The sequence below is a fragment of the Anaerovibrio slackiae genome, from assembly GCF_009695585.1.
Classification (GTDB): Bacteria; Bacillota; Negativicutes; order Selenomonadales; family Selenomonadaceae; genus Anaerovibrio; species Anaerovibrio slackiae.
Genome location: NZ_VUNR01000009.1, coordinates 1 through 25534 on the forward strand (window position 1 = coordinate 1; position 25534 = coordinate 25534).

Consider the following 25534-nt stretch of genomic DNA (forward strand, 5'->3'; position numbering starts at 1 on the left):
TCCTCGTCTTATTATACCACATAATACTATAAAATACTATATATTAAAACGAAAAATTTGACAGCGAGATTGCAATAATTACAAGGGCTGAGAGGCATTTTTTCTGTTTAGAAGTGTCAAACTCCCGGCAGATATGCTGGATCTTGGCAGGGGCAGCGGCCCTATGAATCATGGCTATGCGTTGAAATGACTTTTCTTTTTGTCAGGGTTATGTGTTATAATGGGAGGTAGTTGTTGTGATGGAAGCATGGCTGTCAGAAAGGGATATTGATTCGTATGGAAAGAAATATAAGCGAGAATATAGATGAAACTATCGCGTGGCACAGGCGAGCGGCGGAGGCAGGCAATGCCAAGTCCATGTTTATGCTGGGGAAGCTTTTGTTTGAGGAAAAGAATGACGAGGAACAGGGCATGTACTGGCTGCATAAGGCCTATGAGAATGGCTATGCGGATGCGGCAGGCTACTGCGGTACTGACCTTTCCTATGAGCATGTGCCGGGGGGCATAGCTGTGACAGGTGCACGGAAGCATGTGAGCAATCTCAGCATTCCGCCTGTTATTGACGGGGTGACTGTGGTTGCCATCGGTGAGTATGCTTTCAGGTATTGCAATAATCTGCGCAGCATCAGGCTGCCGTCAGGGGTGACTGAGATAGGGCAGGGGGCTTTTTCCGGCTGCAGCGGGCTGAACAGCATTGATTTGCCGGACAGCGTAAGAAAGATAGGCGTAGGTGCTTTTTACAGGTGCAGCAGCCTCAGCAGCATCAAATTGCCTTCCGGCATGACTGAGATAGACCAGGGAACTTTTGCCGGTTGCAGCGGATTGTGCCGGATTGAGCTGCCAGCAGGCATAACTAAGATCGGTGCCGGTGCTTTTTCTGAGTGCAGCAGCCTGGAGAGCATTGTGCTGCCAGCCGGTGTGACTGAGATAGGCCAGGGGGTTTTTGCCGGGTGCAGCAGCCTTGAGCGTGCCCTGCTGCCGGGAGGGTTGCAGAAAATCAGCGTGGGTGCCTTCTTCAAGTGCAGAAGCCTGGAAGGCATTGATTTGCCAACAGGTATTACGGAGCTGGGGGATGGAGCCTTTTCCGGCTGTGTAAGCCTGACCAGTATAAAACTGCCGGATGGGGTGAAGAAGCTTGGCAATGGTGCTTTTGCCGGATGCATAAATCTCATTGGCATGGAACTATCACCTGCATTGGCTGAGATTGCCGAGGATTCTTTTGCAGGCTGCATGAGGCTGGATAGAAGTGTTTTGGCAAAATTGCAGGCAATCAATCCTGACGTACAGCTTACTGCCAGTGAAAAGTGTGAAAGATGATATGGCATAGAATAGGAGGCGGATTTTATGATTTATCCATATATGACATTGGCAGATGCAACAGAAATTGTTTATACTAACGTTTTTGAGGAAGCTGGTGTGCAGAAGGTTGAAGTGCATTTTGAGCGTCCAACGGATAAAGGATTTGAAACGGCCAGGTGCAAATTGCCGGAGTATGAGTGGATAATTCGTGATGGCTTTTCTGATGATGAGATAAAGTTTTTTGAGGAATTTTTGCATAACAATGCACATTTATTTTATAAGTATGGTGCCTCCGGGGGGATGAATATTGCCTAGCTTATTTTCAATATTTGGCTACAAGGTTTATTTTTGGTCGAATGAAAATGATGAGCCTATACATGTGCATGTATCTAAAGGCAGGCCATCGAAAAATGCTGCAAAAATATGGCTGACCAAAAGCGGCGGCTGCATATTGGCAAGCAACCCTGAGCATATCAGCAGCAAGGAATTAGGTACTTTGCTTGAGATAATACAGGCACAGTTTTTTATGATTTGTTCAGCGTGGAAAGAGCATTTTAAGGTCGGCAGCATCAAATTTTATTGCTGACAGCATATTTATATATCGGTTGACGATAAACCGTCAAATACGATATAATATGCTGTGGTTGATTCTACGAATTTATGCCCTGGTTGGAGTATTCAGCCAGGGCCAATTTATATTTTAGGAGGCTATATCGTGGAGAAATATTCACCGCAAAGCATAGAAAAGAAATGGCAGTCCAAGTGGCTGGCTGAGAATGTCTACAAGACCGAGATGGACCCGGAGAAGCCGAAGTATTATTCCCTGGAGATGTTCCCGTATCCGTCCGGCAATCTGCACATGGGGCATGTGCGCAACTATTCCATCGGCGATGTGCTGGCCCGCTACAAGACTATGGAGGGGTTCAATGTCATTCATCCTATGGGCTTTGATGCCTTCGGCATGCCGGCAGAGAATGCTGCCATCAAGCACGGTGTGAAGCCTTCTGACTGGACCTACTCCAACATGGACAACATGAAGCGCCAGCAGCGTGAGATGGGCCTGTCCTATGACTGGGACAGGGCGGTGGCTACCTGCAGCCCGGACTACTATCGCTGGACCCAGTGGCTGTTCCAGCTTTTCTACAAGCGGGGGCTTGCCTACAAGAAAAAGGCTTATGTAAACTGGTGCGAGACCTGCGGCACGGTGCTGGCCAATGAGCAGGTTATCGAGGGCAAGTGCTGGCGCTGCGATTCCGATGTGGTGAAGAAGGATTTGTCCCAGTGGTTCCTGAAAATCACTGATTATGCCGATGTGCTTTTGAAGGACCTGGATCTGCTGAAGGGCTGGCCGGAGCGCGTAAAAATCATGCAGGAGAACTGGATTGGCCGCAGCGAGGGCCTGGAGTTCAGCCTGGATGTGCCGGAGCTGGGGGAGAAGATTGCAGCTTATACCACCCGTCCTGATACCGTGTACGGCATCACCTTCCTGGCGCTGGCGGCAGAGCATCCGCTCATTGAGAGGATTTGCCAGAACAATCCGAAGGCGGAGGAAATCAGGGCTTTCTGCAAGAAGGCCCAGAATCAGTCCGAGATGGAGCGCACTTCCTCCGAATCCGAGAAGGAAGGCATCTTCACCGGCCTCTATGCCATCAATCCGTTCAACGGCAACAAGGTGGAAATCTGGGTTACCAACTATGTGCTGGCAGAGTACGGCACAGGCGCTGTTATCGGCGTTCCTTCCGAGGATCAGCGTGACTGGATGTTCGCTACCAAGTACAACCTGAATATCATCATCACCCTCCAGCCGAAGGACAGGGAGCTGAAGCTGGAGGAAATGACCGAGGCTTATGTGGACAAGGCCGGCGTGCTGGTAAATTCCGCTGAGTTCTCCGGCATGGACATCAAGGCTGCCATGAAGGGCATCATGGACAAGGCAGAGGCGGAGGGCTTTGGCAAGCGCCGCGTGAACTACCGCCTCCGTGACTGGCTGATTTCCCGTCAGCGTTACTGGGGTGCACCGATTCCTGTGATTTACTGCCCGGACTGCGGCGAGCAGCTTGTGCCTGAGGACCAGCTGCCTGTTATGCTGCCGGAGGATGTGAAGTTCGAGCAGGGGGCGGTTTCGCCGCTGGCTCAGAGCGAGTCCTTCGTGAACTGCACCTGCCCTAAGTGCGGCAAGCCGGCAAGGCGTGAGACCGATACCATGGATACCTTTATCTGTTCTTCCTGGTATTATCTCCGCTACACTGACCCGCATAACGACAAGCTGCCTTTTGACAAGGACAAGGTAAATTACTGGGCTCCTGTTGACCAGTACATTGGCGGCATCGAGCATGCCATTCTGCATCTTCTGTATTCACGCTTCTTTACCAAGGTGCTGAGGGATGCAGGCATGGTGGACTTCTCCGAGCCGTTTACCAACCTCTTGACTCAGGGCATGGTGCTGAAGGATGGCAGCAAGATGTCCAAGTCCAAGGGCAACGTGGTTTCCCCGGAGGAGATTATCGCCCAGTATGGCGCGGACACGGCCCGGCTCTTTATCCTGTTTGCGGCTCCTGTTGACCGTGACCTGGATTGGAGCGATGAGGGCGTTGCCGGTGCTTCACGCTTCCTGAAGCGTGTATGGCGCATCATGGAGACCTTTGAGGCTCAAATCAAGGCCGGTCAGGATGAGTATGATGTCAGCAGCCTGACTGAGGAGGAAAAGGAGCTGCGCCGCGTGCTCCACACCACCATCAAGAAGGTGACGGAGGATATTCGCGACCGCTTCATGTTCAACACCGCCATCAGCTCTATTATGGAGCTGGTGAACGCCTTCTATGCTTTCCAGAACAGCGAGACCATCAACGGCAACCTGGTCCGGGAGGTTTCCGTGGCTATTATCAAGCTGCTGGCACCGTTTGCGCCGCATATTACCGAGGAGCTGTGGAGCATCCTCATCGGAGAGGGCAGCGTGCATCAGCAGAAGTGGCCTGAGTGCGACGAGGCGGCTACGGTCAAGGCAGAGGTGCAGATTGTCTTGCAGATCAATGGCAAGGTCCGTGACCGCATCATGATTGCTACCGGCATCAGCCGTGAGGAGATGGAGGTAGCTGCCAAGGCCAATGCCCGCGTGCAGGAGCTGACCGCCGGCAAGGCCATTGTCAAGATGATTTGCGTGCCTGACAAGCTGGTAAATATTGTGGTAAAGTAAATTTCATTTATCGTGGGAATTTTGGGTGTGCCCTGCTTTGGCGGGGCGCACCTTTTTACATGGCAAGCTTTGTGCGTTTGCTGCACTTTTTTATGCAAAAATTTTGCCGGCAATGTACGCGAGAGAAGGAAAAAATTACCATTGTACTTGTGTAGTGGAAAAAACTTGACATGTGTTCAGCCTACGTTTACAATATTATGGCGCTTGGGTTATTATAATATTATTTTATGGAGGAGTTCTTTTATTATGATGAGTGCAACTTTTGCAAAATGGCAGAGCATCAGCCTGATTTTGCGCATCGTAATCGGCATGGTGATCGGTGCGGTTTTTGCGCTGACTTTGCCTGAGAATACCGTGGTGCCGATTTTTGGTACCTTGTTTGTAGGCCTGCTGAAGGGCGTTGCGCCGGTGCTGGTATTTGTGCTGGTTATCAGCGCACTGGCCAATGCTGCCGGTGATATCGGCGGCCGCTTCAAGAATGTAATTTTCCTGTATGTGCTGGGCACCCTGCTGGCTGCTGCTACGGCTGTGGCTGCCAGTGTACTGTTTCCAGTGACCATGAAGCTTACTGATGCGGCAAACAATGCGGCACCGGATGGCATCGGGCAGATTATTACCACTATTCTCACCAATGTGGTGGCAAATCCTGTTTCTGCCGTTATGACCGGCAACTACCTGAGCATCCTCTGCTGGGCGATTATTTTCGGCATGGGCTTCAAGAAGCTGGCTTCCAAGGAAACCCGCAATGTAGTGGCTGATTTTGCCGCTGTTGTGTCCAAGGCAGTGTTCTGGATTATCCAGATGGCTCCGTTTGGTATTATGGGCCTGGTATTCTCCGCAGTTTCTGAGAACGGCCTGGCTATTTTCATTGATTATGGCATGCTGCTGCTGGTATTGGTAGGCTGCATGTTTACCCTGGCTTTTATCGTCAACCCGATTATCAGCTTTGTGTTCCTGAAGCGCAATCCTTATCCTCTGGTGCTGCGCTGTCTGAAGGAGAGCGGCGTGACTGCCTTCTTTACCAGAAGCTCTGCGGCAAATATCCCTGTCAATATGGAGCTCTGCAAGAAGCTGGGGCTGGACGAGGACTTTTATTCTGTATCTGTTCCGCTGGGTGCTACCATCAACATGGAGGGCGCAGCTATTACCATCACTGTCATGACTATGGCAGTTGCCCATACCCTGGGCATCAGCGTTGATATACCTACCGCTATTGTATTGTCTGTACTGGCTACGGTAGGTGCCTGCGGTGCTTCCGGCGTGGCCGGCGGCTCCCTGCTGCTGATTCCTATGGCCTGCTCCCTGTTCGGCATCAGCAACGATATTGCCATGCAGGCTGTAGGTGTAGGCTTCATCATCGGCGTGGTGCAGGATTCCTGCGAGACGGCCCTCAATTCCTCTACTGATGCCCTGTTTGCAGCTACTGCTGAGTATCATGACCGTCTGAACAAAGGCGAGAGCATCGAGTTGTAAAAGTTAAGAGTTTAATTTCGCACAAATGCAAATTTAATTATTATCATTTGTTCATACAAAAACGACAAAAATACATTGCACCTGTAAAGGAATCTGGTGTATAATCTTACATTGAGAAGTGTAACCTTATGCTTACTTTATGGGTAGATTTTGCAGTCTGGGAAGGGGATTTCTCAGGCTGCTTTTTTCTAAATGTAAGATGGCAGAAGGATTTGTGGAGGAGGTTTTTTCATGTCGTCGAAAAATTATACGCCATTGTTGTCAACAATTTCAGGGGTAATGGCTATCTTGGTAGCCATAATAGCAATAGCTTCTGATGCGATGCCTGCTGTCCTGGTATACGCATTGCTGATAGTTGAGGGGCTGCTTCTGATTACTTTGGCACGGACAAATGGCAAGCTGCTGGCCATGGTGGAGGAGGATTCTGCCCCGCAGGCGGTGGCGGTGTCCCATGGTCAGTCTGGTGATGGAACGGTGGCAAAGTATCAGGCTTTTATCAAGAAGATGGCAAATATCTCTCAGCAGCTGGCGGCTTCTTCGGAGGAGCTTACTGCCAATACCCAGCAGTCAGCTGACAGCGCCATCAAGATTGCCGAGCATGTGGGTTCTGTCAGCCAGGGCATGGAGGATCAGGTCAAGGATTTGAACACTTCCATGGAAGCAATCGATGGTATTTTCAACGATATTATAGCCATGACCGAGAAGGCGGATACTGCCAGGCAGTCTGCGGAGGATATGGCAACCACTGCTCATGAGGGGGCATACCAGATGGAGCAGGCTGTGGAGATGATGGGCAGCATCGAAAAGAGCGTGCACGAGTCTGCCAACATGGTCAACCGGCTGGGTGAGCAGTCCGAGGCCATCGGGCAGATTGTGGAGTCTGTTTCTTCTATTGCTGACCAGACAAATCTGCTGGCACTGAATGCGGCTATTGAGGCGGCCCGTGCCGGTGAGGCAGGCAAGGGCTTTGCGGTAGTAGCGGAGGAGGTCCGCAAGCTGGCGGCAGAGTCCCAGGAGGCAGCCAAGCATATCAAGGAGAATATTACCTCCATCCAGCAGGCTACCCAGGACACTGTAAAGGCTATGGAGCAGGGCACTGCCGAGGTTGCCAGAGGTACTGAGTCCATCCGCCAGGTGGGCAGCCAGTTTGGCACTATTATTGAGAAAATCGATCATATTCAGGGGCAGATGAACGGCATTACCAGTGCGGTGGATGTGGTATCCCAGGGGGCGGAGAAGATTGTCTTTGCTGTGGATTCTATGGATGAAATCAGCCGCAAGGTTAATGAAAGCACCAAGGTTATTTCCGGGGAAACCCAGCAGCAGTCTGCTTCCAATGAGGAGATTGCGGCAGCTTCCCTTGCTTTGGCAAATCTGGCTGAGGAAATGCAGACCGAGGTTACCAATTTCCGGGTTTAATTATTTTGTAAATTTCAGTTTGTCGTAGTGCCGGTTTGTTACTTCGTGCACATACTGACTAAAATGGTTTGATACTTCGTGGACTCTGTTCAGACATTATAAAGGGACAGGTAGCGGCAGTACCCATAGAAAACTCGCTCTCGCTCTTAGCACAGCCTCGCGCTTCTAAGCTCCTGCATCGCTTACGCTCGCACTCGCTAAGAAGCGAGGCTGCACTCAAGGTTTTCTTTGGGTACATGCCGCACCTGTCCTTCTTTTTGTCTGAACAGATATGCACATAATAATCCAACTGCATTCAATTAGTATGCAACTGTAGCAACTAATTCTGACTTTACGAGCAAGCCTGAAAAGGGGAAGCCTGGAGACTGACGAAACTTGCTACTGCCGACCGCTGTATAAACTGAAATTTTTTTAAAATTCTATTCATGTGCTGCCATAATAGTATATAATATAAAGCAAGTATTATTTTTATGGGGATTAGGGCTGTGTTATGAGTAACAATAAAAATGCTTTTAGGAGAAGTGTTCTTTTTGCTGGCACTAGGGGCTTTATGAGGGAAATCCTGAAGGAAAAGCTGCAAAAGGAAGGCTGGGATGTAGTTGGTGCAGGAGAGGACAGCTTCAAGCTGTACAATCCTCAGATTGTGGTGTATTTTGCCGGCAGGGACTGCGGGCAGGATATGCTGCAGGTTCTGTATGATGCCAGGCAGTACAAGGCAGGGCGGTTTTTGTATGTGACCAGTGCCGGGGCGCGGCAGGCATACTCAGAGGAGTTCGTGCTGGCATGGAGCCGGGAGCATGGCGTGCAGTCATCGGTGGTTATTTTGCCGGAGGTCTTCGGCAAGGGCATCGCCAGCGAGGACAGCGTTATTGCCCGGTTCTTTTGTGCTGCCTGTGAGCAGGAGAAGTTCCAGCTCCATGGCCGTGATGATGTGGCGGTGCCCGTGCTGTACAGCGAGGATGCCGCCCATGCTATATTGATGATTATCCAGCAGGAAATAAAGCAGGAGCGGATTGCAGTTTCCTCGGAGGAAGCCATGAGCTTCATGCAGGTGGTGCTGACTGTGAACGGGTTTGTCAATCTGCCCCAGGTGGATATTCTGGGGCAGGGCAATGAGTTTTGCTGGACCGCTGCAAAGAGCGGGGCAGATGGCGGAGCAGAGGGGGAAGATCTGGCAGGGCAGGCTGCGGCAGAAGCTTATGAGCTGAAGTTAAAGCCCAAGTACCGTGCCGCTGAAATGCTGAAGCCTGTCTATGAGTGGTATGCCACCCATGGGGGAGCCGGTGCGGCGGACGCAGGCAGCCAGGCGGGAACGGCTGCTGGCGGTGACAGGGAGCCTGAACAGGCTTCTGAAAAGGAAAATAGCAGACTGGAAAAATATAAGCCCTATCTGGAAAACATAGGGCTTTTTGTGGTGATTGTAATTCTCAGCCTGTTGCAGGGCAAAACCCCTGTCAATAGCGCCACCGGGCTGGATATTGCCTATATCTACATCATTATCATGGGCATCCTCTACGGCAAGAAGCAGTCATTGCCTGCTGTGCTGCCCTCCATGGCTCTTTTGACCTGGGGGCTTCTCAACCAGCACGGTGAGATTTCCAGCATTTTCTATGTGCCGGAGAATATCTTCCACTATTCCACCTATCTGTTCCTGGGTGTCTTCACCGGCTATATCAGCGACAGCTGGCGCAGCCAGATTGATTCCCTGGGGTACAAGCTGAATCATTTTGCCAGAAGGTACAGCTTCTTGCAGGAGAATTATCAGAAATCCATAGAGATAAAGGACAAGCTCTATCATCAGATCATCAACTCCGATGACAGCATCGGCTGGCTGTACGGCATTATTCGCCAGCTGGATACTGTCGAGGTGGAGGACATCTTCACCCAGGCGGCAGCGGTGACAGGCCGCATCATGGGCACCCAGAACGTGGCCATCTACGTGATGGGCAAGGACCAGTTCTACCTGCGCCAGAAGGTGCGCCTGGGGGACAGGACTGCCCAGCTGCCTCATTCCAGGCGGACGGAGGACAATCCCTACATCATGGACATGCTGGCCAACCACCATCTCTTTGTCAACCACGGCTTGCAGCTGGGGCTGCCTGATTTGGCGGCACCGATTATCTACGATGGCAGGATGATTGCAGTCATCGAGATTTATGGCATGAATTTTGAGCAGTGGAGCATCTATCAGCAGAACTTGCTGTCGGTGACTTCCCGATTGATTTCCATGGCCATGGGCAAGGCGTACCTCTACGAGGAAGGCATCCAGAGCCGCCGCTTTGTGCCTCAGACCAGGATTTTGCAGCCGGAGGAGTTCGCCAAGCTGGAAAAGGGGCTCAGAACCCGTGCTGCCTTGCAGGAGAATGTCAGGAACGTGCTGCTGGAGCTGTCCTGTGCCGGTATGAGCTATCAGGAGCTGGACAGCAGGCTGTCAGGGGCTATCCGCCAGGAGGATGCGGTGGGGCTCAAGGAAGACAGGGTATTTTTGCTGCTGCATGATGTGGATGATACGGGCATGCAGCTGGTACGGCAGCGGCTTTTGCATCGAGGCATAGAGGTATTGGAGAGCAGGGAGCTGGTGTAGGATGAGTGATGAGCTGTTGTTGATATGCATGGGCTGCCACCTGCTGCTGACAGGGGCAGTGTATCTGGCAGTGGCCATGAAGGCTGACAGGCGGCAGGCACTGGCCGAGGCCGGTATCGTGCTTTTGCTGCCGGGGGCAGGGGTTCTGGCTGTGGGCATCACCAGGCTTTTGTACAGCCTGCGGTTTATGCAGAACAGGATTGATCCCCACAAGCTGATGAACAGAAACAATGTATTTACCAACCTTATCAGCTACGATGAGAATGTCATTCCCCTCCACGATACATTTTTGGTGGAGGATGTGCAGATAAAGCGCAAGGTGTTCCTGGATGCTGTCAAGCAGAATGTGCTGGACAATCCCAAGGTGCTGCGCATGGCTACCTACGATACGGACAGGGAGATAGCCTACTATGCAGTGTCCATGATTTCCGGGCATATTGAGGAGCTGGAGGGACAGCTGGCAGAGCTGGAGTCGGAGCTTCGGCAGGAGGCGGTGCCGGAAAAGGTCAGGGAGTATGCAGGCCTTCTGGCGGATTATCTGTCCCAGGATTTTGTGGATGCCCTTACCAAGAAGGAAAAGGGCAGGATTTATGTGGAGGTTCTGGCCAGGCTTTTGCAGGAGGAACCTGAGAATGATGAGTATATGCAGGCAAAAATCAATCAGGAAATTTTTTTGGAGGATTATGGTGAGGCTGAAAGGGATTGCCATAGTTTTCAGCAGGCATTTCCTGACCGGGAGGAGCCGTATATCCTCTACATGAAGCTGTATCACGCCATGAGGCAGCCGGAGCTGATGGAGAAGAAGCTGGCAGAGCTGAAGGGCAGCCGGGCAAGGCTGTCACCGGATGCTCTGCGGATTTTGCGTTACTGGGGAGGGGCGTTCCGTGAAGGGCTTTAAAAAGGAAATATGGGTGACGTTTTTTATTGTGGCGGCACTGGGCGTCTTTTTTCAGCTGAACCGCCTGGATGTCTTTCTGCACATCAATCCCTGGAGCAATAACGCCTCTATGGGGGAGGCTGCCGGCAAAGAGGATTATGCAGGGCTGCCCAGGGAAAGGGTGCTGGTCATCTATGATGCCGGCGAGGTGCAGAGCGTGCTGCGGCGGCACATGATTGAGAAAATCCTGACGGAGCAGAAGAAGGAGGCTGTGCGGCTGCCCCTGCACAAGGCGGAGGGGCTGCCGGAGGACCTTGGCGGCATCGTGGTGGCTACCAACAGGCTGAAGGATATCCCCTGCCTGCCGGAAATAGAGCAGTATGTGGCAGAAGGGGGCACGGTGCTGGTGCTGAGCCAGCTGCAGGATGATCTTTTGACGGACAGCCTCCGGCAGAAGCTGGGTGTCCTGTCCGTGGGGCAGGAGCACAATGCCTATGGTGTCAGGGTGCCGGGCAGCATGTATATAGGCCTGCAGGGCTTCGGCTTTGATTCTGCCGTCTACAGCACCTCCATTGCGGAGGTGAGGCTTTCCCCTGAGTCGGAGGTGGAGGTGACCTCTGCTGACGGGCAGCCTGTGGTCTGGTCCCACAGGGACGGCAAGGGCAGGTATTTTGTCTGCAACAAGCGGGAGCGTGACGACAAGAACAGCTATGGCATGTATACCGCCATGCTGGGGCAGCTCCATGAGGATTATGCCTATCCTGTGATGAATATGAAGCTGTACTTTATTGATGATTTTCCTTCGCCGGTGCCGGAGGGCAAGTTTGAGCGGATTTATCAGGAAACAGGCATGAACACAGCGGATTTTTATCGCAAGCTGTGGTGGCCGGAGATGCTGAACAATGGAGACAAGTACAATGTAAAATATACCGGGCTGGTGATTGAGACCTACGGCAGCCAGGTGAAGGGTGAGTTTGCTCCCCTGTCTGACGGCTCGGCGCGGCTGGGGCTGATTGTCTACGGCAGGGAGCTTCTGAAGGCCGGCGGTGAGCTGGGCATCCACGGCTACAACCATCAGTCCCTGGCCCCTGCGGGCTACGGCCAGGACCATCTGGGCTACAATACCTGGGAGAGCCAGGGGGATATGGAGGAATCCCTCAGGGAGCTGAAGCGTTATATCGAGGAGGTATATCCCGGCTATGAGATTCACTCCTATGTGCCGCCCTCCAATATCCTGAGCCCGGAGGGGAAGCAGGCACTGAAGAATGTCTTCCCTCATCTCAGGGTGTATGCTTCCCTGTATAACGGCCTGGCTACCGCCAAGGAGTATTTTCAGAATTTCCGGGTGAATCCTGATGGCACCTGCGAAATTCCCCGGGTGTCCTCAGGCTATGTGCCCCTGCCGGAGGATGTGTGGGAAAATTATAACGTGATAAACTACAACGGCGTGTTTTCACATTTTGTGCATCCTGATGAGATGTTCTATGAGGAAAGCCAGAACCTGACCTGGGAGATGATGAAGAAGGGCATGGGGGATTTCCTCTCTGATGTGAATACCAGATTTGGCTGGCTGGAGCCTGCCACTGCCTCCGAGGGGGCGGACATCATGGAGAATTATTTTGCCATGGATTACCGGCTGGAGCGCAGCCCGGAGGGGCTGAAAATCCACTGCTGGAATTTCAGCCGCCCTGTGACCTTTATCCTGCGGAGCCGCAAGGGGATTGTGTCCGTGCAGGGAGGCAGGGTGCAGAAGGTGCAGGAGGATGCCTATGTGCTGACTGTGGAGCAGCCGGAATTTGCCGTGGAATGGGCAGGTGAACAGCAATGAGGATATGTTTGTTGGTGGAGGGCTCCTATCCATATGTGGTGGGGGGCGTGTCCTCCTGGATACAGATGCTGATGGAGGGCTTTCCTGAGTATGAGTTCTTTATCTACGCCATGGGGGCGGAGGCAAAGGACAGGGGAAAGTATAAATACAAGTTCCCGGCAAATGTGACGGGGATTCAGGAGGTTTTTCTGGATGAAATCCTCAGCTGCAAGTCGCCTTCCTTGCAGGAGAATATTTTGTCTGAGGCGGAGAGAAACTGCATCTATGACCTGGTCATGGGGGAAAAGCCTATTGATATAGGTGCCATGGCGGAGATTTTCCAGCACAAGGGCAAAATCCGCAGCCCCCTGGCGATTTTTATGAGCAGCGATTTTTTTGATATTATCAGCCAGGTGTACAGGAAAAGGTACAGCTACCTGCCCTTTACGGATTTTTTCTGGACTATGCGCTCCATGCTGCTGCCGCTGTTTTATTTTCTCCATCAGCCCCTGCCGGAGGCGGATGTGTACCACAGCGTGGCAACGGGGTACTGCGGCATTATCGGCAGCCTGGCAGCCAGCGTGCAGAAAAAGCCGTTTTTGATTACGGAGCACGGCATCTACTCCCGGGAGAGGGAGACGGAAATCGTCAAGTGCGGCTGGGCCAAGGGTGATTTCAAGTCCGTGTGGATTCAGTATTTTTATAATATTGCCAAGCTTGCCTACCGCTCGGCGGACATGGTGGTGACGCTCTTTGAGCAGAACGCGATTATCGAGCAGGAGCTGGGCTGCGACCCGGCCAAGATAAGGATTGTGCCCAATGGCGTCCGCATGGAAAGGTTCCGGCATATCGGGGAGCTGCAGCAGCATGAGGGCCCGCTGGTGATTGGGGGCGTGGTCAGGGTGGTGCCTATCAAGGATATCATAACTATGCTGCGGGCGTTCCTGCTGGTGCAGCAGGTGTTCCCTGATGCGGTGCTGAAGGTTATCGGCCCCTACGGGGAGGACAAGGAATACTATGAGATGTGCCGCCAGACGGTGGAGACCTTGCAGCTGAGGAATGTGGAGTTCACGGGCTCTGTGAATGTGGCGGAGTATCTGCCCAAGCTGGATATCATGGTGCTGTCCAGCATCAGCGAGGGGCAGCCCCTGGCGGTGCTGGAGGGGCAGGCGGCAAGGCGTCCCTTCGTGACTACCAATGTGGGCTGCTGCCGGGAGCTTATCTACGGCGCTACCGGGGATGAGCTGGGCACGGCCGGTGCCGTGGTGGCGCCGATGGATTACCGCCAGATGGCCAAGGAAATCATCCGCCTGGGCAGGGATTTTGAGCTGAGGCGCAGGATGGGCAACATCGGCTATCAGCGGGTGGAAAATGGGTATACTTATGAGAATTTTATTAACTCCTATCGGGAGATTTATGGCAAGTATGAGAGGCCGGGAGATTGATGGCAATTATGAGAAGCCGGAAGATTGATGGGAAATATGAGAGGATGGAGGTGAAGGGCTGATGGCAGGTATCGGATTTGAGCTGAAAAGGCTTTTTGACAGGCGTACCCTGACGGGGCAGACTATGGCATATGGCTATTCCGCCATTATTACGGCGGGGCCCTTTGCCCTGCTGACCTCCATGGTGCTTTTGATTCAGCTGCTGTTTGTGCAGTACGGGGTGGCAAAGGGGGCAGGGCAGCTGTATACTGCCTCGGTGATTTATCCCTTTGTGTTTTCCCAGCTGCTCACCTGCGGCTTTGCCATGGTGATTACCAGGTATCTGGCGGACAAGCTTTATCAGGGGGAATATGAGAATGTGACTGCCTCCTGCTACGGCATTATTTTTATTTCCCAGCTTCTGGGGGCGGTGGCGGCGGTGGCTTTTTACTGGGACAAGCCCCTGGCTTTTGAGCTGAAGCTGGCTGCCTATGTGTTCTTTATGGAGATGTCGGCAGTGTGGCTGCAGGGGGTGTACCTGACGGCCCTGAAGGACTACAAGTCTATTTTCCTCAGCTATGGGGGCGGCGGCGCCATCAGCGTGCTGCTGGCATGGGCGAATTTGCATTTTGCCTTTATGGAGCCGGTGCTGGGCTCCATGGTGGCCATGTGCATCGGCACGGGGGTGATTGTGTGCTGCTTCATGGTGCAGATTGCCAGGTATTTCGGCTATCCGGCAGAGGGGATGAATTTTGAGTTTTTGCCGTATTTCGAGGTGCACTACAGGCTGTTCGGGGTGGCGTTTTTCTATACCCTGGCTATTTATGCGGCGAATTTCATCATCTGGCAGGGCCCCTGGGGGGTGACTGTGGCGGATACCTATCTGTATTCCCCCAGGTATGATGTGGTGACTTTTTATGCTTTTTTGTCCATCCTGCCTACCATGATTATGTTCGTGGTATCCATGGAGCTGAAGTTTTATGAGCAGTATGCGGTGTATTTTACCTATATTACCCAGAAGGGGAATTTTCAGGATATTGAGGACGCCAGGAAGGAGCTCCTGCATACCCTGTGGACGGAGTTCAAGAACATCATGGAGTTCCAGCTGGTGTTCAGCCTGATGTTCCTGGCGGCAGGGGGGTATCTCCTGTCCATGGGGGGCGTCAGCTATCAGGATGTGAATATCTACAGGATCCTGGTGCTGGGGGCGTTTTTTAATGCGGTGCTGCAGGTGGTCTATACCCTGCTGCTGTACCTGGAGGACCAGCATGGGGCCCTGATGATTGCCGGGGCGTTCCTGCTTTCAAATATGGTGCTGGGCATTGGCGGACTGTGGCTGGGGGAGGCAAGCTACGGCTTTACCTTTTTCCTGTCGGCACTTTTGGCCTGTGCTGTGGCGGTGATGAGGCTGCAGCATTTCTGCCAGCGGATCAGCTATTATGTATTTTGCGGCAGGCCGGTGTTTTTTGAGGCGCCCCACGGGGTGTTCTCCCGGCTGGCGGCGTTTTTGTACAGGGACAGGCAGGAGAGAAATGCCTGATGGCAGGGAATTGGGATGGAATGGATTTTGATGGAGTGTATTTTGCTGAAAAAGATTTTGCCGGAAAGGAGGGACAGGGCTGATGAGAATGTCACGGGTTAAGAGGCGGCGGCTGAATCTGCAGCGGCGGCGCGAGAGGATGCACTGCCGGAAGAAGGCGGCTGCGGCTCTTTTGACGGGGCTGGCTGCCGGTGCGCCCCTCCGGGCGGATGCGGTTACCCTCAATGTGCTGCAGGATATTTATGGCGATTTTGATTATATGGAGAATAATCTTGCCAATATCCGTGCCTTTGATTTGGCGAAGGAGTATGTGGGGGAGGCGGCGAAGAACGCGGCACTGTCCCAGAGCTATCTGGAGGAGGCGGAGGGCATCTGCCGGGAGGCTGCCGGGAACCTGCGCATGGCGGAGGAAAACAGGCAGCAGGCGGAGGAGCAGGTGCGCCTGACGGCAGAGGAGCTGCAGAAAACCCGGGCTGAGCGGATAAGGCTCACGGAGCAGGCGGTGGCCAGCCAGCAGGCGGTGGCAGACTACCTGCCGGTGTGGTATGAGGCCCGGGCGGAGCTGCAGCAGAGGCTGGATGTGCAGCAGGCGGCAGCCCTGGAGCGGCCTGCGGAGGCGGCTGCCGCGGAAGATGGCGGCTTGTCCCTCCGGGAGAGGCAGCGGGCTGAGTGGATTGAGGCGGCCTGGGAGGAAGCCGGTTTTGAGAACAGCCGCCTGCCGGAGCTGGAGATGCGCTTTGCTGCTTCGGCAGCGGCTGGCAGCACCGGCGATGGGGCTGATGGGCTCAGCGAGGCACAGGCTGCCATTGATGCCTACTGGGCGCGGATGGAGCAGCTGGAGGCGGAGGCTGATGCGGCCAGGGAGTATTTTGACAGCGTCAGCGAGCGGCTGGATGAGCTGAAGGAGCAGTGCCGGGAGGCGGAGGAAGCGGAGGCTGACTGCCGCAGGTATGTGCTGGAGCTGGAGAGGGAGCTGGCGAGAAATAAGCAGGATGTGCTGGACTGCCAGCAGGATGTGGCTATCTGCCAGAATGAGCAGGCAGAGGCCAACAAGGCGTGCTTCCAGGCTCTCTTGGAGCGCAATGACAGCTTTGAGGCAGTGATAGAGGCAAAGGCTTCCCTGCTGCACTTGGGGGATGGCTCCGGCGCCCAGAACAGGCTGGGGTACTACAGCTGGCAGGGGGCGGCAGCGGGCCATCAGCTGTATGATGCCTATTCCTGCTACTGGGCAGGCTATGGCAGGGAGCTGTCCATCAGCAATGCCTATGTGTATTCCCATACAGGGCTGGCTGATGGCGAGATGAGCGGCCTGACAGATACTACGGTCAGTGCCATGTATGCCAACAAGCATCCTGTGTATGATGTGCGCTACGGCCTGGATGTCAACCTGCCTACAGGGGAGAGCAGGATGCACGATAATGCAGTGGTGCCGGATTATCTGGCTCCCTATGGCAGCCTCGGGGAGGGGTGGAATTTTACGCCCAGGCTGGAGGTAGCAAGGCATGTGGATAAATACACGGCATGGACCTGGCGCAGTGCCTATGCCTTCAGGGGCAGCTATGCAAATTCCTGGGATGATCCTGCCTCGGTGGTGCATCCCGGCAGTATCTGGTCCAACGAGCTGGAATACCTGCATACGGATGAAGCCCGGCAGTACATGGTGAAGCTGCAATATACGAAAAATAGCCGTTCCTCTATGACCGGGGCGGTGAACAATTACAGCTTTACCGAGGGGGACGGCATGGCAGGCAGGGGGTATTTCCGCAGCTGGTTTACGAAGCTGGATTCCTGGGCTGTGTACAGTGCCTGGTCATATGACCGGGCGGCTGCCTACGATGATGCCGCCATGGGGGGCGCCGGTGTGCACCGCCTCTACTACGGGGGCGGCTGGTTCCACAGGTTTGATGACAGGCGGCAGCTGCGGCTTTTTGCCAACTGGCTGAGGGCGGAAGGGGCGGCCTATGATCCCCTGACGCGGCAGTCATACAGCTCCGGCAGGCGGTTCTCTGTGTCCCTGGGCTATGACTGGCGCCTGGATGACAGGAACAGCCTGTCCCTTGATGTGGAAAGGGCTGTGATGCGCCAGCAGGGTGATGCCAATTATCGGGGCTGGGGCGTGATGATGAGCTATAACAGGAGTTTTTGATTAAGTGGGAAATTGACAGGAATTTGACAGGAATTTGTGGCTGGAAGGGATTTTGTGGCTGGAAGGGAATCTAACAGGAGTTTTGGGATGGAAGGTAGAATGAAGATTGTTTTGCTGTGTGCCTGTGCGGCCATCCTGCTGGCGTGTATCAGCGTCTATGCCGCTGGCGGCAGGAAGGCGGCAGCCGGGGCGGATGAGTCTGTTGCCTATCGCCGGGAGATGGCGGGGCTGATTGGGAAAATCAAGGAGTATGGGGTGTCCGGGCGGGGCAGTGAGTTTTTTGTCATCGCCAACGGGGGCGCCGGGCTGATGGAGCCTAACGAGCTTTTGCCGGAGGCGGATTATGGCAGTCTGCTGCAGGGGCTGGATGGCGTGATGGCTGAGTCGGTGAATTTTGGCTGGGACATGGAAATGGACAAGGCTATGCCCCCGGAGGAACAGGACAATTATCATAGGCTGCTGGACAATGCCCGCAGGGCAGGGGTGGTGCCCCTGGTGCTGGATTATGCCCGGGAGCCGGGGAACGTGCAGCGTGCCTACCGGGAGGACAGGAGCCTGGGCTATCTGGGCTGGGTGTCCGGGCGCCGGGAGCTGGACAGGCTGCCTGAGGGGCTTCCCCACAGTGATAATGACCTGCCCTGCCCTGAGCTGAAAAAGGCGCGGAACTATCTGGTACTGCTGAATCCTGAGGCTTTTGCCTCCCGGGAGGCCTATGTGCAGGCCCTGGCTGCCAGCAACTACGATTTGCTCATCGTGGATGCATACTACGGTGATAGCCCTTTGACAAGGCAGGAGGTGGCTCTCTTGCAGCACAAGCCATCAGGGGCAAGGCGGCTGGTGGCTGCCTACATGAGCGTGGGGGAGGCGGAGGAATACCGCCCTTACTGGCAGGAGGATTGGAAGGAAAATCCGCCTGCCTGGCTGTGGGAGCGCAATGAGGACTGGGAGGGAAACTTCCGGGTGCGCTACTGGCAGAAGGATTGGCAGGACATGCTGATGGGAGGTCCTGACAGCTATCTGGACATTATTCTGGCTGGTGGTTTTGACGGGGTGTTTCTGGATGTGGTGGATGTGTTTTATAGCTTTGAAAGCTTGTCAAATGGCGAATAAATTGTTAGAATATGGGTTAGAGAATTTTTGAGATTTCAGGCCGCTGCCATGGCTGGGAATTTTTCAGCCGTGGCGCAGGTGATTGTTCGGGGATTATTTTGGGGTTGTTTTGCGGAGGTGTTTGATATGTCAGCGTTGACTGATAAGCTGGCTGCTTATGGCTGCAATATAGATGAGGCAATGGGAAGGTTTTTGAACAATGAGGCTTTTTATGCCAAGTGCTATGGAAAGTTCGTGGCTGACAAGAGCTTTGCCAGGCTGGGGGAGGCATTGCAGGCAGGTGATGTGAAGGGTGCCTTTGAGGCTGCCCATGACCTGAAGGGCATCAGTGCCAATATGGGCATTACCCCTGTCTATGAGCTGATTGTGGGCATGGTGGAGGTGCTGCGTGCCGGGAGGATGCCTGAGGATGCCATGGAGACATATCAGAGGCTGATGGAGATGCACGCTGACCTGGAATCTTTTGCAGGGTAAAAATTTTTGGTGGCAGTATTGAAAAATGCTTGCATTTGTTTTTGAGTGCTGGTATAATTACAAATGTTGTGCAGGAAAGAGCTGAGACGGGCTTTTGAAAAAGATGAAAAAATTCTTGACAAGAGTTGTGAAATGTGGCATAATATTTCTTGCGTTGTCGGGGCGTAGCTCAGTTTGGTAGAGCACCTGGCTTGGGACCAGGGGGTCGTAGGTTCGAATCCTGTCGCTCCGACCATTTTTACGCGTCTGTAGCTCAGTTGGATAGAGCAACGGCCTTCTAAGCCGTGGGTCGGGGGTTCGAATCCCTCCAGTCGCACCAGTTTGTGATTTTGATAAATTTTATATAGATTCAGTATCGGGGCGTAGCTCAGTTTGGTAGAGCACCTGGCTTGGGACCAGGGGGTCGTAGGTTCGAATCCTGTCGCTCCGACCAGTTTGCAAGGCAGAGGCTTCTCAGTGATGAGAGGCCTTTTTTGCGTTTTCATTTTTGCTCAGCCAGGATGGTGGGGGGATTTTTTTTAGCTTGGTGCGCGGTCAGGCTGTCCTGATTATTTGTTGTACATTTTTTCGCGGCAAAATGGAAGGAAGTGCGAAAAAAGCCGGAATTTTTTTCTGGGGAAGCCGGGCAGGGTAAATGAATTTTGCTGATGGCCAGATAAGGTAATTACTTTTAGTTATCAAAAAATGTTGGACAAATAAATTTTACATATCAAACCCTAAAATGTATTTATGGAAGGTATATTGTTCCAACGGTGAAAAACAGTTTAAGTTATTTCTAAAAACGATAAAACAAGATGAAAACCTTTACTTGACTGAATTTATTTATAGTGGTATTCTTTTAATAAGGCTAAATATGTACTATGAATTTCACAATAACTATTTTATAAAGTGGCGATAACTTTAGGTTATGAACTGAGCTGGCTAAGGGTTATCGGGGTGAAGTTCATGGAAAAATTCTAGGTAATATAAACAGGGGAGGATTTATTGATGATTGATATTCTCAATCGCGTACGCAACAAGGAATTACAGGCGAAGATCGTTACTGCTGAGGAAGCAGCAGCTTTCATCAAGCCGGGCATGAATGTTGGTACCAGTGGTTTTACTCCATCCGGTTATCCGAAGGCTGTGCCTCTGGCATTGGCAGCCCGCATGGAAAAGGAGCACTTCCAGATTAACCTCTGGACCGGCGCTTCTACCGGTGATGAGGAAGATGGTGCTTTGGCAAGAGCAAACGGCATCAAGTTCCGTATGCCATACCAGACCAACAAGGATATGAGAAATGCAATCAACAGCGGCAAGATTGACTACTGCGATTTGCATCTGTCCGAGTCTGCTCAGTTGGCTCGCTACGGATACATGGGCGGCAAGATCGATGTGGCTATCGTTGAGGCTTGCGCTATCACCGAGGAAGGCAATATTATCCCGACTACTTCCATGGGCAATACTGCTTCTTATGTGCAGACTGCTGACGTGGTTATCGTGGAGGTAAATACCAGCCAGCCGCTGGAGCTGGAGGGCATGCACGACGTATATGTTCCTCTGGATCCGCCAAACCGCCTGCCAATCCCGGTTGTAAAGCCGAATGACAGGATTGGTACTCCTTATATCCCATGCACTCCGGACAAGATCAAGTTTATCGTGCCTTGCGATATTCCTGACCGGGTTCGTCCGCTGGGCGAGATTGATGAGAACTCCAGGAAGATGTCCCAGAACTTCATCCATCTGCTCCATGATGAGGTGAAGGCTGGCCGCATGCCGAAGAACCTGCTGCCTCTCCAGTCCGGCGTAGGCGCTGTGGCTAACGCTGTTATCAGCGGTTTCGTTGAGTCTGACCTGAAGGATCTGTCCGTGTACACCGAGGTTATCCAGGACGGCATGTTTGACCTGATTGATGCAGGCAAGCTGAACTTTGCCTCCGGTACTTCCCTCAGCCCGTCTCCGGAAGGCCTGAAGCGTTTCTATGACAATATCAAGGAGTACAGGAAGCACATCGTGCTCCGCCCTCAGGAGGTTGCCAACAGCCCTGAGGTGGCACGCCGCATCGGCGTTATTGCCATGAATACCGCCATCGAGTGCGATATTTACGGCAACGTAAACTCTACCCATATCATGGGTACCAAGATGATGAATGGTATCGGCGGTTCCGGCGACTTCGCCCGCAACGCATACCTGACCGTATTCTTTACAGTTTCAACTGCAAAGGGTGGCGCTATTTCCTCCATCGTGCCTATGTGCTCTCATATTGACCACACCGAGCATGATGTGGATATTATTGTTACCGAGCAGGGCCTGGCAGACCTCCGCGGCCTGTCCCCTCGCCAGAGAGCAAAGGTTATCATTGAGAACTGCGCACATCCTGATTATAAGCCAATGCTGATGGATTATTATGAGAGGGCTCTGGCAGCAACCAAGAGCGCTCATACTCCTCACATCCTTGAGGAGGCACTCTCCTGGCATGAGAGATTCCAGGCAACCGGCACCATGAAGAAGTAATAGGGGGTTTTTTGAATTATGAGCAATGAGAAAATTCAGGCTGGATTAGATAAGTACAATGCCAGCGTAGAAAAGGCAATTTCCCGCTTCCCGGAGCGTCCAAACCTGCCGGAGCAGCGTCTGTACACTCCATTGGACATCAAGGATACCGACTATGCTGATGAAATCGGCTATCCTGGCATGTATCCTTATACCCGCGGCGTGCAGCCTACCATGTATCGTGGCCGTTTCTGGACCATGCGCATGTATGCAGGCTTCTCCACTGCTGCTGAGTCCAACAAGCGTTATCGTTACCTGATTGAGTCCGGCGCTACCGGCCTCTCCTGCGCATTTGACCTGCCAACCCAGATTGGTTATGACTCTGATGATCCTATCTCTGAGGGCGAGGTTGGCAAGGTAGGCGTTGCTATCGACTCCCTGGCTGATATGGAAATCCTCTTTGACCAGATTGACCTGGGCAAGGTTTCCACCTCCATGACCATCAATGCTCCGGCTTCCGTACTGCTGGCTATGTACATTGCAGTAGCTGAGAAGCAGGGCGTGCCTGCAGACCAGCTGAAGGGTACTATTCAGAACGATATTCTGAAGGAGTATGCTGCACGTGGTACTTATATCTTCCCTCCACGTCCTTCCATGCGTCTGATTACCAACATCTTTGAGTATTGCTCCAAGAATGTACCGAAGTGGAATACTATTTCCATCTCCGGCTACCATATCCGTGAGGCTGGTTCCACTGCTTCCCAGGAAATCGCATTTACCATTGCTGATGGTATTGCATACTGCGAGGCTGCTATCAAGGCCGGCCTGCACATCGATGATTTTGCCGGCCGTCTGTCCTTCTTCTGGAACGCTCACAACAACGTTCTGGAGGAGGTTGCCAAGTTCCGTGCTTCCCGCCGCGTATGGGCAAAGGTTATGAAGGAGCGTTTCCACGCTGAGAAGCCAAAGTCCATGATGCTGCGCGTTCACACCCAGACTGCTGGCTCCATGCTGACTGCTCAGCAGCCTAACAACAACATCATCCGTGTTGCTCTCCAGACTGCTGCTGCTGTTATGGGCGGTACCCAGTCCCTCCACACCAACTCCCGTGATGAGGCATTGGCCCTGCCAACTGAGGAATCCGTAATGATCGCTCTGCGTACTCAGCAGATCGTGGCTTACGAGTCCGGCCTGGCTGATGTAATCGATCCTCTGGCTGGCTCCTACTATGTAGAGGCCCTCACCAACAAGATTGAGAAAGAGGCCTGGGAGTACATCAACAAGATTGATGAAATCGGCGGTGCTGTTGCTGCTATCGAGAAGGGCTACATCCAGAAGGAAATCCAGGATTCTGCTTATAAGTGGCAGATGGATGTTGAGTCCGGTGCAAAGACCATCGTTGGTGTTAATAAGTTCCAGATTGAGGAAGAGCCTCCTAAGGGCCTCCTGAAGGTTGATGCTTCCGTTGGCGTTGCTCAGTGCGAGCGTCTGGCTGCTATGAAGGCTAAGCGTGACAATGAGGCTGTAAAGGCTGCATTGGCTGACCTGAAGGCTGCTTGCCAGGATGAGAATGAGAACCTCATGCCGCACATTCTGAATGCTGTACGCACCTATGCTACTCTCGGTGAGATCTGCGGCGTAATGCGTGAAGTATTCGGTGAGTATGAAGCTCATGTAAATCTGTAATATTGTGGAGGTAAAGTAGAATGGAAAAGCGCGTTAGAGTATTAGTAGCAAAGCCGGGTCTTGATGGTCATGACCGCGGTGCCAAGGTTGTTGCCCGTGCACTGCGTGATGCAGGCTTTGAGGTTATTTATACCGGTCTCCGCCAGACTCCTGAGCAGATTGCTGAGGCAGCCCTGCAGGAGGACGTAAATGTTATTGCAATGTCTATCCTCTCCGGTGCTCATCCGCACCTGTTCCCTAAGGTTGTGAACCTGGTTCGCGAGAAGGGCATGGATGACGTGCTGATCATCGGCGGCGGCGTTATTCCTGAGACCGATATTCCGGCTCTGAAGGAAGCAGGCGTTGCAGAGGTATTCACTCCTGGTACCCCGACCAGTGCTATTGTTGATTTCATCAAGGCTAACGTAAAGTAAGTCCTTGATAGTGTCGGATAGATAATTTGGCGTTTGAGGCTGCGGCTCCTTTTTTTGGGGGGCTGCAGCCGAGGATGCCGGTGTGCAGGTTATTGGTGGTGCAAAATGGACATTGTAGAAGAACTGTTAAAAGGCAACCGGCTAGCTTTATCCCGTGCTATCACTGCCATCGAAAACGAGTATGATGAGGCTGTGGATATTATGAAGCGGCTGTATCCTCATACAGGCCATGCCTTTGTCCTGGGTATTACCGGCCCTCCGGGCGCCGGCAAGAGTACCCTGACTGACAAGCTGGCAAAGGCCTATCGTGCCCAGGGAAAGACTGTTGGTATTATTGCTATTGACCCTACGAGCCCATTTACCGGTGGTGCTATCTTAGGTGATCGTATTCGCATGAACGGCCTGACCATGGACGAGGGTGTTTTCATTCGTAGTATGGGAACCCGCGGCAGCCTGGGTGGCTTGTCACATAAGACTGCTGATGCCATAAAGGCTATGGACGCCTTCGGCAAGGATGTTATCTTTGTAGAGACCGTAGGCGTGGGACAGTCTGAGGTTGATATAGTAAAGGCTGCAGATACAACAATGGTCGTATTGATTCCGGGCATGGGCGACGACATTCAGGCCATCAAGGCAGGTATCCTGGAGATTGGTGATGTGTTCACCATCAACAAGGCTGACCATGATGGGGCTGACAAGCTCGTCCGTGAGCTGAATATGATGCTTGACCTTGATGCCCACGGCATGCAGGCGGAGCAGACCTCCACGGAGAAGGCTCTGGCTGACCAGTTCCATCATCTGAACGTGGCGAAGCATGCAGAAGGTATGGCTTGGCGGCCTCCTATCCAGAAGGTTATTGCCAGCCAGAATGAAGGTATCACTGAAACCATTGAGAACATCGAAAAGCATTTCAAGTACATTAGTGAGACGGGCATTTTGCAGCAGCGTCGCACCCAGCGTACCAAGAACGAGATGCTGGATGTTCTTCATAGCAATATTGGCAAGTATATTACCGGCAAGCTGAGTGCAACCGGCAAGCTGGATGAGTATGTAGCTCAGATTAAGGCAAGGGAGACCGACCCTTATACTGTGGTTGCCAATATCATGCAGGATATGTTAAAAGAGTAATTTTTATTTAGGGGGTATGCTAAATGGCATTCAAGATTTTAGGTGTAGATCATATTGGTGTTGCTGTAAACGATTTGGAGGAGACTCAGAATTTCTGGACTGCTATCGGCCTTCCTTGCACCGGCCAGGAGACTGTTGCAGAGCAGAAGGTTACCACTACCTTCAATCCTACTCCGAACGGCTCCGAGATTGAGCTGCTGGCTGCTACCGAGCCTGACAGCCCTATCGCCAAGTTCATTGAGAAGAACGGCGGCCGTGGCGGTATCCAGCACATCGCTCTCCGGGTTGACGACCTGCCTGCAGCTATTGCTGACCTGCAGGAGAAGGGCATCAAGATGATTGACACCAAGCCTCGCAAGGGTGCCGGCGGTGCAGATATTGCCTTTGTTCATCCGAAGTCCACTTATGGCGTGCTCTTGGAGCTCTGCCAGCATGAGGACAGATAATAGAATCCAGCCAAGGTTTTATGGGGCTGTTTAGGAGGTAAAA

At 52.8% G+C, this 25534-nt stretch carries 19 protein-coding genes and 3 tRNA genes; all 22 read left to right on the forward strand.

From position 1 onward, the window contains the following. The first annotated feature begins 276 nt into the window (after positions 1-276). The 22 genes from FYJ84_RS05990 to mce all read left to right on the forward strand — a co-directional run bounded on the left by FYJ84_RS05990 (position 277) and on the right by mce (position 25491). Complete coding sequence (locus tag FYJ84_RS05990; protein ID WP_154406692.1) at positions 277-1317, forward strand: leucine-rich repeat domain-containing protein; 1041 nt, start codon at positions 277-279, stop codon at positions 1315-1317. A gap of 27 nt (positions 1318-1344) precedes the next feature. Further along, entirely contained in the window at positions 1345-1614 is a 270-nt protein-coding gene (locus FYJ84_RS05995; protein WP_154406693.1) for a hypothetical protein, read from the forward strand. Continuing rightward, positions 1607-1885: a DUF4160 domain-containing protein gene (locus tag FYJ84_RS06000; RefSeq protein ID WP_154406694.1), complete on the forward strand. Its 279-nt coding sequence runs from the start codon at positions 1607-1609 to the stop codon at positions 1883-1885. Before FYJ84_RS05995 ends, FYJ84_RS06000 begins: the two co-directional genes overlap by 8 nt. A gap of 129 nt (positions 1886-2014) precedes the next feature. Continuing rightward, the gene (leuS, locus tag FYJ84_RS06005; RefSeq protein WP_328596343.1) at positions 2015-4492 is read left to right on the forward strand and encodes a leucine--tRNA ligase; all 2478 of its coding nucleotides are present in this window, start codon (positions 2015-2017) and stop codon (positions 4490-4492) included. Positions 4493-4738: 246 nt separating this feature from the next. After that, a complete protein-coding gene (sstT, locus tag FYJ84_RS06010; RefSeq protein ID WP_154406695.1) occupies positions 4739-5965 on the forward strand; it encodes a serine/threonine transporter SstT in 1227 nt (408 codons plus the stop codon). A gap of 231 nt (positions 5966-6196) precedes the next feature. Further along, complete coding sequence (locus FYJ84_RS06015) at positions 6197-7384, forward strand: methyl-accepting chemotaxis protein (RefSeq protein ID WP_154406696.1); 1188 nt, start codon at positions 6197-6199, stop codon at positions 7382-7384. A 490-nt stretch (positions 7385-7874) separates the two neighbouring features. Beyond that, entirely contained in the window at positions 7875-9968 is a 2094-nt protein-coding gene (locus tag FYJ84_RS06020) for an NAD-dependent epimerase/dehydratase family protein (RefSeq protein WP_154406697.1), read from the forward strand. A 1-nt stretch (position 9969) separates the two neighbouring features. Then, a complete protein-coding gene (locus FYJ84_RS06025) occupies positions 9970-10866 on the forward strand; it encodes a hypothetical protein (protein WP_154406698.1) in 897 nt (298 codons plus the stop codon). Continuing rightward, the gene (locus FYJ84_RS06030; RefSeq protein ID WP_205764120.1) at positions 10853-12673 is read left to right on the forward strand and encodes a DUF2194 domain-containing protein; all 1821 of its coding nucleotides are present in this window, start codon (positions 10853-10855) and stop codon (positions 12671-12673) included. The genes FYJ84_RS06025 and FYJ84_RS06030 overlap by 14 nt, the downstream gene beginning before the upstream one ends. Next, positions 12670-14097: a GT4 family glycosyltransferase PelF gene (gene pelF / locus FYJ84_RS06035; RefSeq protein WP_154406700.1), complete on the forward strand. Its 1428-nt coding sequence runs from the start codon at positions 12670-12672 to the stop codon at positions 14095-14097. The genes FYJ84_RS06030 and pelF overlap by 4 nt, the downstream gene beginning before the upstream one ends. Before the next feature lie 61 nt (positions 14098-14158). Next, on the forward strand, positions 14159-15616 hold the full coding sequence (pelG, locus tag FYJ84_RS06040; protein ID WP_154406701.1) for an exopolysaccharide Pel transporter PelG: 1458 nt from the start codon (positions 14159-14161) through the stop codon (positions 15614-15616). Positions 15617-15698: 82 nt separating this feature from the next. Continuing rightward, positions 15699-17762 (forward strand): hypothetical protein, encoded by a 2064-nt coding sequence (locus FYJ84_RS06045; protein WP_154406702.1) that lies wholly within the window; start codon positions 15699-15701, stop codon positions 17760-17762. A gap of 87 nt (positions 17763-17849) precedes the next feature. Further along, entirely contained in the window at positions 17850-18872 is a 1023-nt protein-coding gene (locus FYJ84_RS06050; protein ID WP_154406703.1) for an endo alpha-1,4 polygalactosaminidase, read from the forward strand. Positions 18873-18998: 126 nt separating this feature from the next. After that, positions 18999-19346: an Hpt domain-containing protein gene (locus FYJ84_RS06055; RefSeq protein ID WP_205764121.1), complete on the forward strand. Its 348-nt coding sequence runs from the start codon at positions 18999-19001 to the stop codon at positions 19344-19346. Between the two features lie 158 nt (positions 19347-19504). Continuing rightward, positions 19505-19581 (forward strand) — tRNA-Pro (locus tag FYJ84_RS06060). A 7-nt stretch (positions 19582-19588) separates the two neighbouring features. Then, positions 19589-19665: transfer RNA gene (locus FYJ84_RS06065), tRNA-Arg, on the forward strand. A gap of 37 nt (positions 19666-19702) precedes the next feature. Next, a tRNA-Pro gene (locus tag FYJ84_RS06070) sits at positions 19703-19779 on the forward strand. A gap of 554 nt (positions 19780-20333) precedes the next feature. Further along, complete coding sequence (locus tag FYJ84_RS06075; protein ID WP_154406705.1) at positions 20334-21839, forward strand: acetyl-CoA hydrolase/transferase family protein; 1506 nt, start codon at positions 20334-20336, stop codon at positions 21837-21839. Positions 21840-21857: 18 nt separating this feature from the next. Then, complete coding sequence (locus FYJ84_RS06080) at positions 21858-23504, forward strand: acyl-CoA mutase large subunit family protein (protein ID WP_154406706.1); 1647 nt, start codon at positions 21858-21860, stop codon at positions 23502-23504. A gap of 20 nt (positions 23505-23524) precedes the next feature. Next, positions 23525-23917: a cobalamin B12-binding domain-containing protein gene (locus FYJ84_RS06085; protein WP_154406707.1), complete on the forward strand. Its 393-nt coding sequence runs from the start codon at positions 23525-23527 to the stop codon at positions 23915-23917. A 105-nt stretch (positions 23918-24022) separates the two neighbouring features. Then, a complete protein-coding gene (gene meaB / locus FYJ84_RS06090) occupies positions 24023-25045 on the forward strand; it encodes a methylmalonyl Co-A mutase-associated GTPase MeaB (RefSeq protein ID WP_154406708.1) in 1023 nt (340 codons plus the stop codon). A gap of 23 nt (positions 25046-25068) precedes the next feature. Further along, positions 25069-25491, forward strand: coding sequence for a methylmalonyl-CoA epimerase (gene mce, locus FYJ84_RS06095; protein WP_154406709.1), 423 nt, complete (start codon positions 25069-25071; stop codon positions 25489-25491). The last annotated feature ends 43 nt before the right edge of the window (positions 25492-25534 follow it).

Excerpts from the sequence above, each read along its gene's own strand:
- FYJ84_RS05990 (WP_154406692.1), top strand. The coding sequence starts at position 277 with ATGGAAAGAAATATAAGCGAGAATATAGATGAAACTATCGCGTGGCAC.
- FYJ84_RS05995 (WP_154406693.1), top strand. The coding sequence starts at position 1,345 with ATGATTTATCCATATATGACATTGGCAGATGCAACAGAAATTGTTTAT.
- sstT (WP_154406695.1), top strand. The coding sequence starts at position 4,739 with ATGATGAGTGCAACTTTTGCAAAATGGCAGAGCATCAGCCTGATTTTG.
- FYJ84_RS06015 (WP_154406696.1), top strand. The coding sequence starts at position 6,197 with ATGTCGTCGAAAAATTATACGCCATTGTTGTCAACAATTTCAGGGGTA.
- FYJ84_RS06020 (WP_154406697.1), top strand. The coding sequence starts at position 7,875 with ATGAGTAACAATAAAAATGCTTTTAGGAGAAGTGTTCTTTTTGCTGGC.
- FYJ84_RS06025 (WP_154406698.1), top strand. The coding sequence starts at position 9,970 with ATGAGTGATGAGCTGTTGTTGATATGCATGGGCTGCCACCTGCTGCTG.
- pelF (WP_154406700.1), top strand. The coding sequence starts at position 12,670 with ATGAGGATATGTTTGTTGGTGGAGGGCTCCTATCCATATGTGGTGGGG.
- pelG (WP_154406701.1), top strand. The coding sequence starts at position 14,159 with ATGGCAGGTATCGGATTTGAGCTGAAAAGGCTTTTTGACAGGCGTACC.
- FYJ84_RS06045 (WP_154406702.1), top strand. The coding sequence starts at position 15,699 with ATGAGAATGTCACGGGTTAAGAGGCGGCGGCTGAATCTGCAGCGGCGG.
- FYJ84_RS06050 (WP_154406703.1), top strand. The coding sequence starts at position 17,850 with ATGGAAGGTAGAATGAAGATTGTTTTGCTGTGTGCCTGTGCGGCCATC.
- FYJ84_RS06055 (WP_205764121.1), top strand. The coding sequence starts at position 18,999 with ATGTCAGCGTTGACTGATAAGCTGGCTGCTTATGGCTGCAATATAGAT.
- FYJ84_RS06075 (WP_154406705.1), top strand. The coding sequence starts at position 20,334 with ATGATTGATATTCTCAATCGCGTACGCAACAAGGAATTACAGGCGAAG.
- FYJ84_RS06080 (WP_154406706.1), top strand. The coding sequence starts at position 21,858 with ATGAGCAATGAGAAAATTCAGGCTGGATTAGATAAGTACAATGCCAGC.
- FYJ84_RS06085 (WP_154406707.1), top strand. The coding sequence starts at position 23,525 with ATGGAAAAGCGCGTTAGAGTATTAGTAGCAAAGCCGGGTCTTGATGGT.
- meaB (WP_154406708.1), top strand. The coding sequence starts at position 24,023 with ATGGACATTGTAGAAGAACTGTTAAAAGGCAACCGGCTAGCTTTATCC.
- mce (WP_154406709.1), top strand. The coding sequence starts at position 25,069 with ATGGCATTCAAGATTTTAGGTGTAGATCATATTGGTGTTGCTGTAAAC.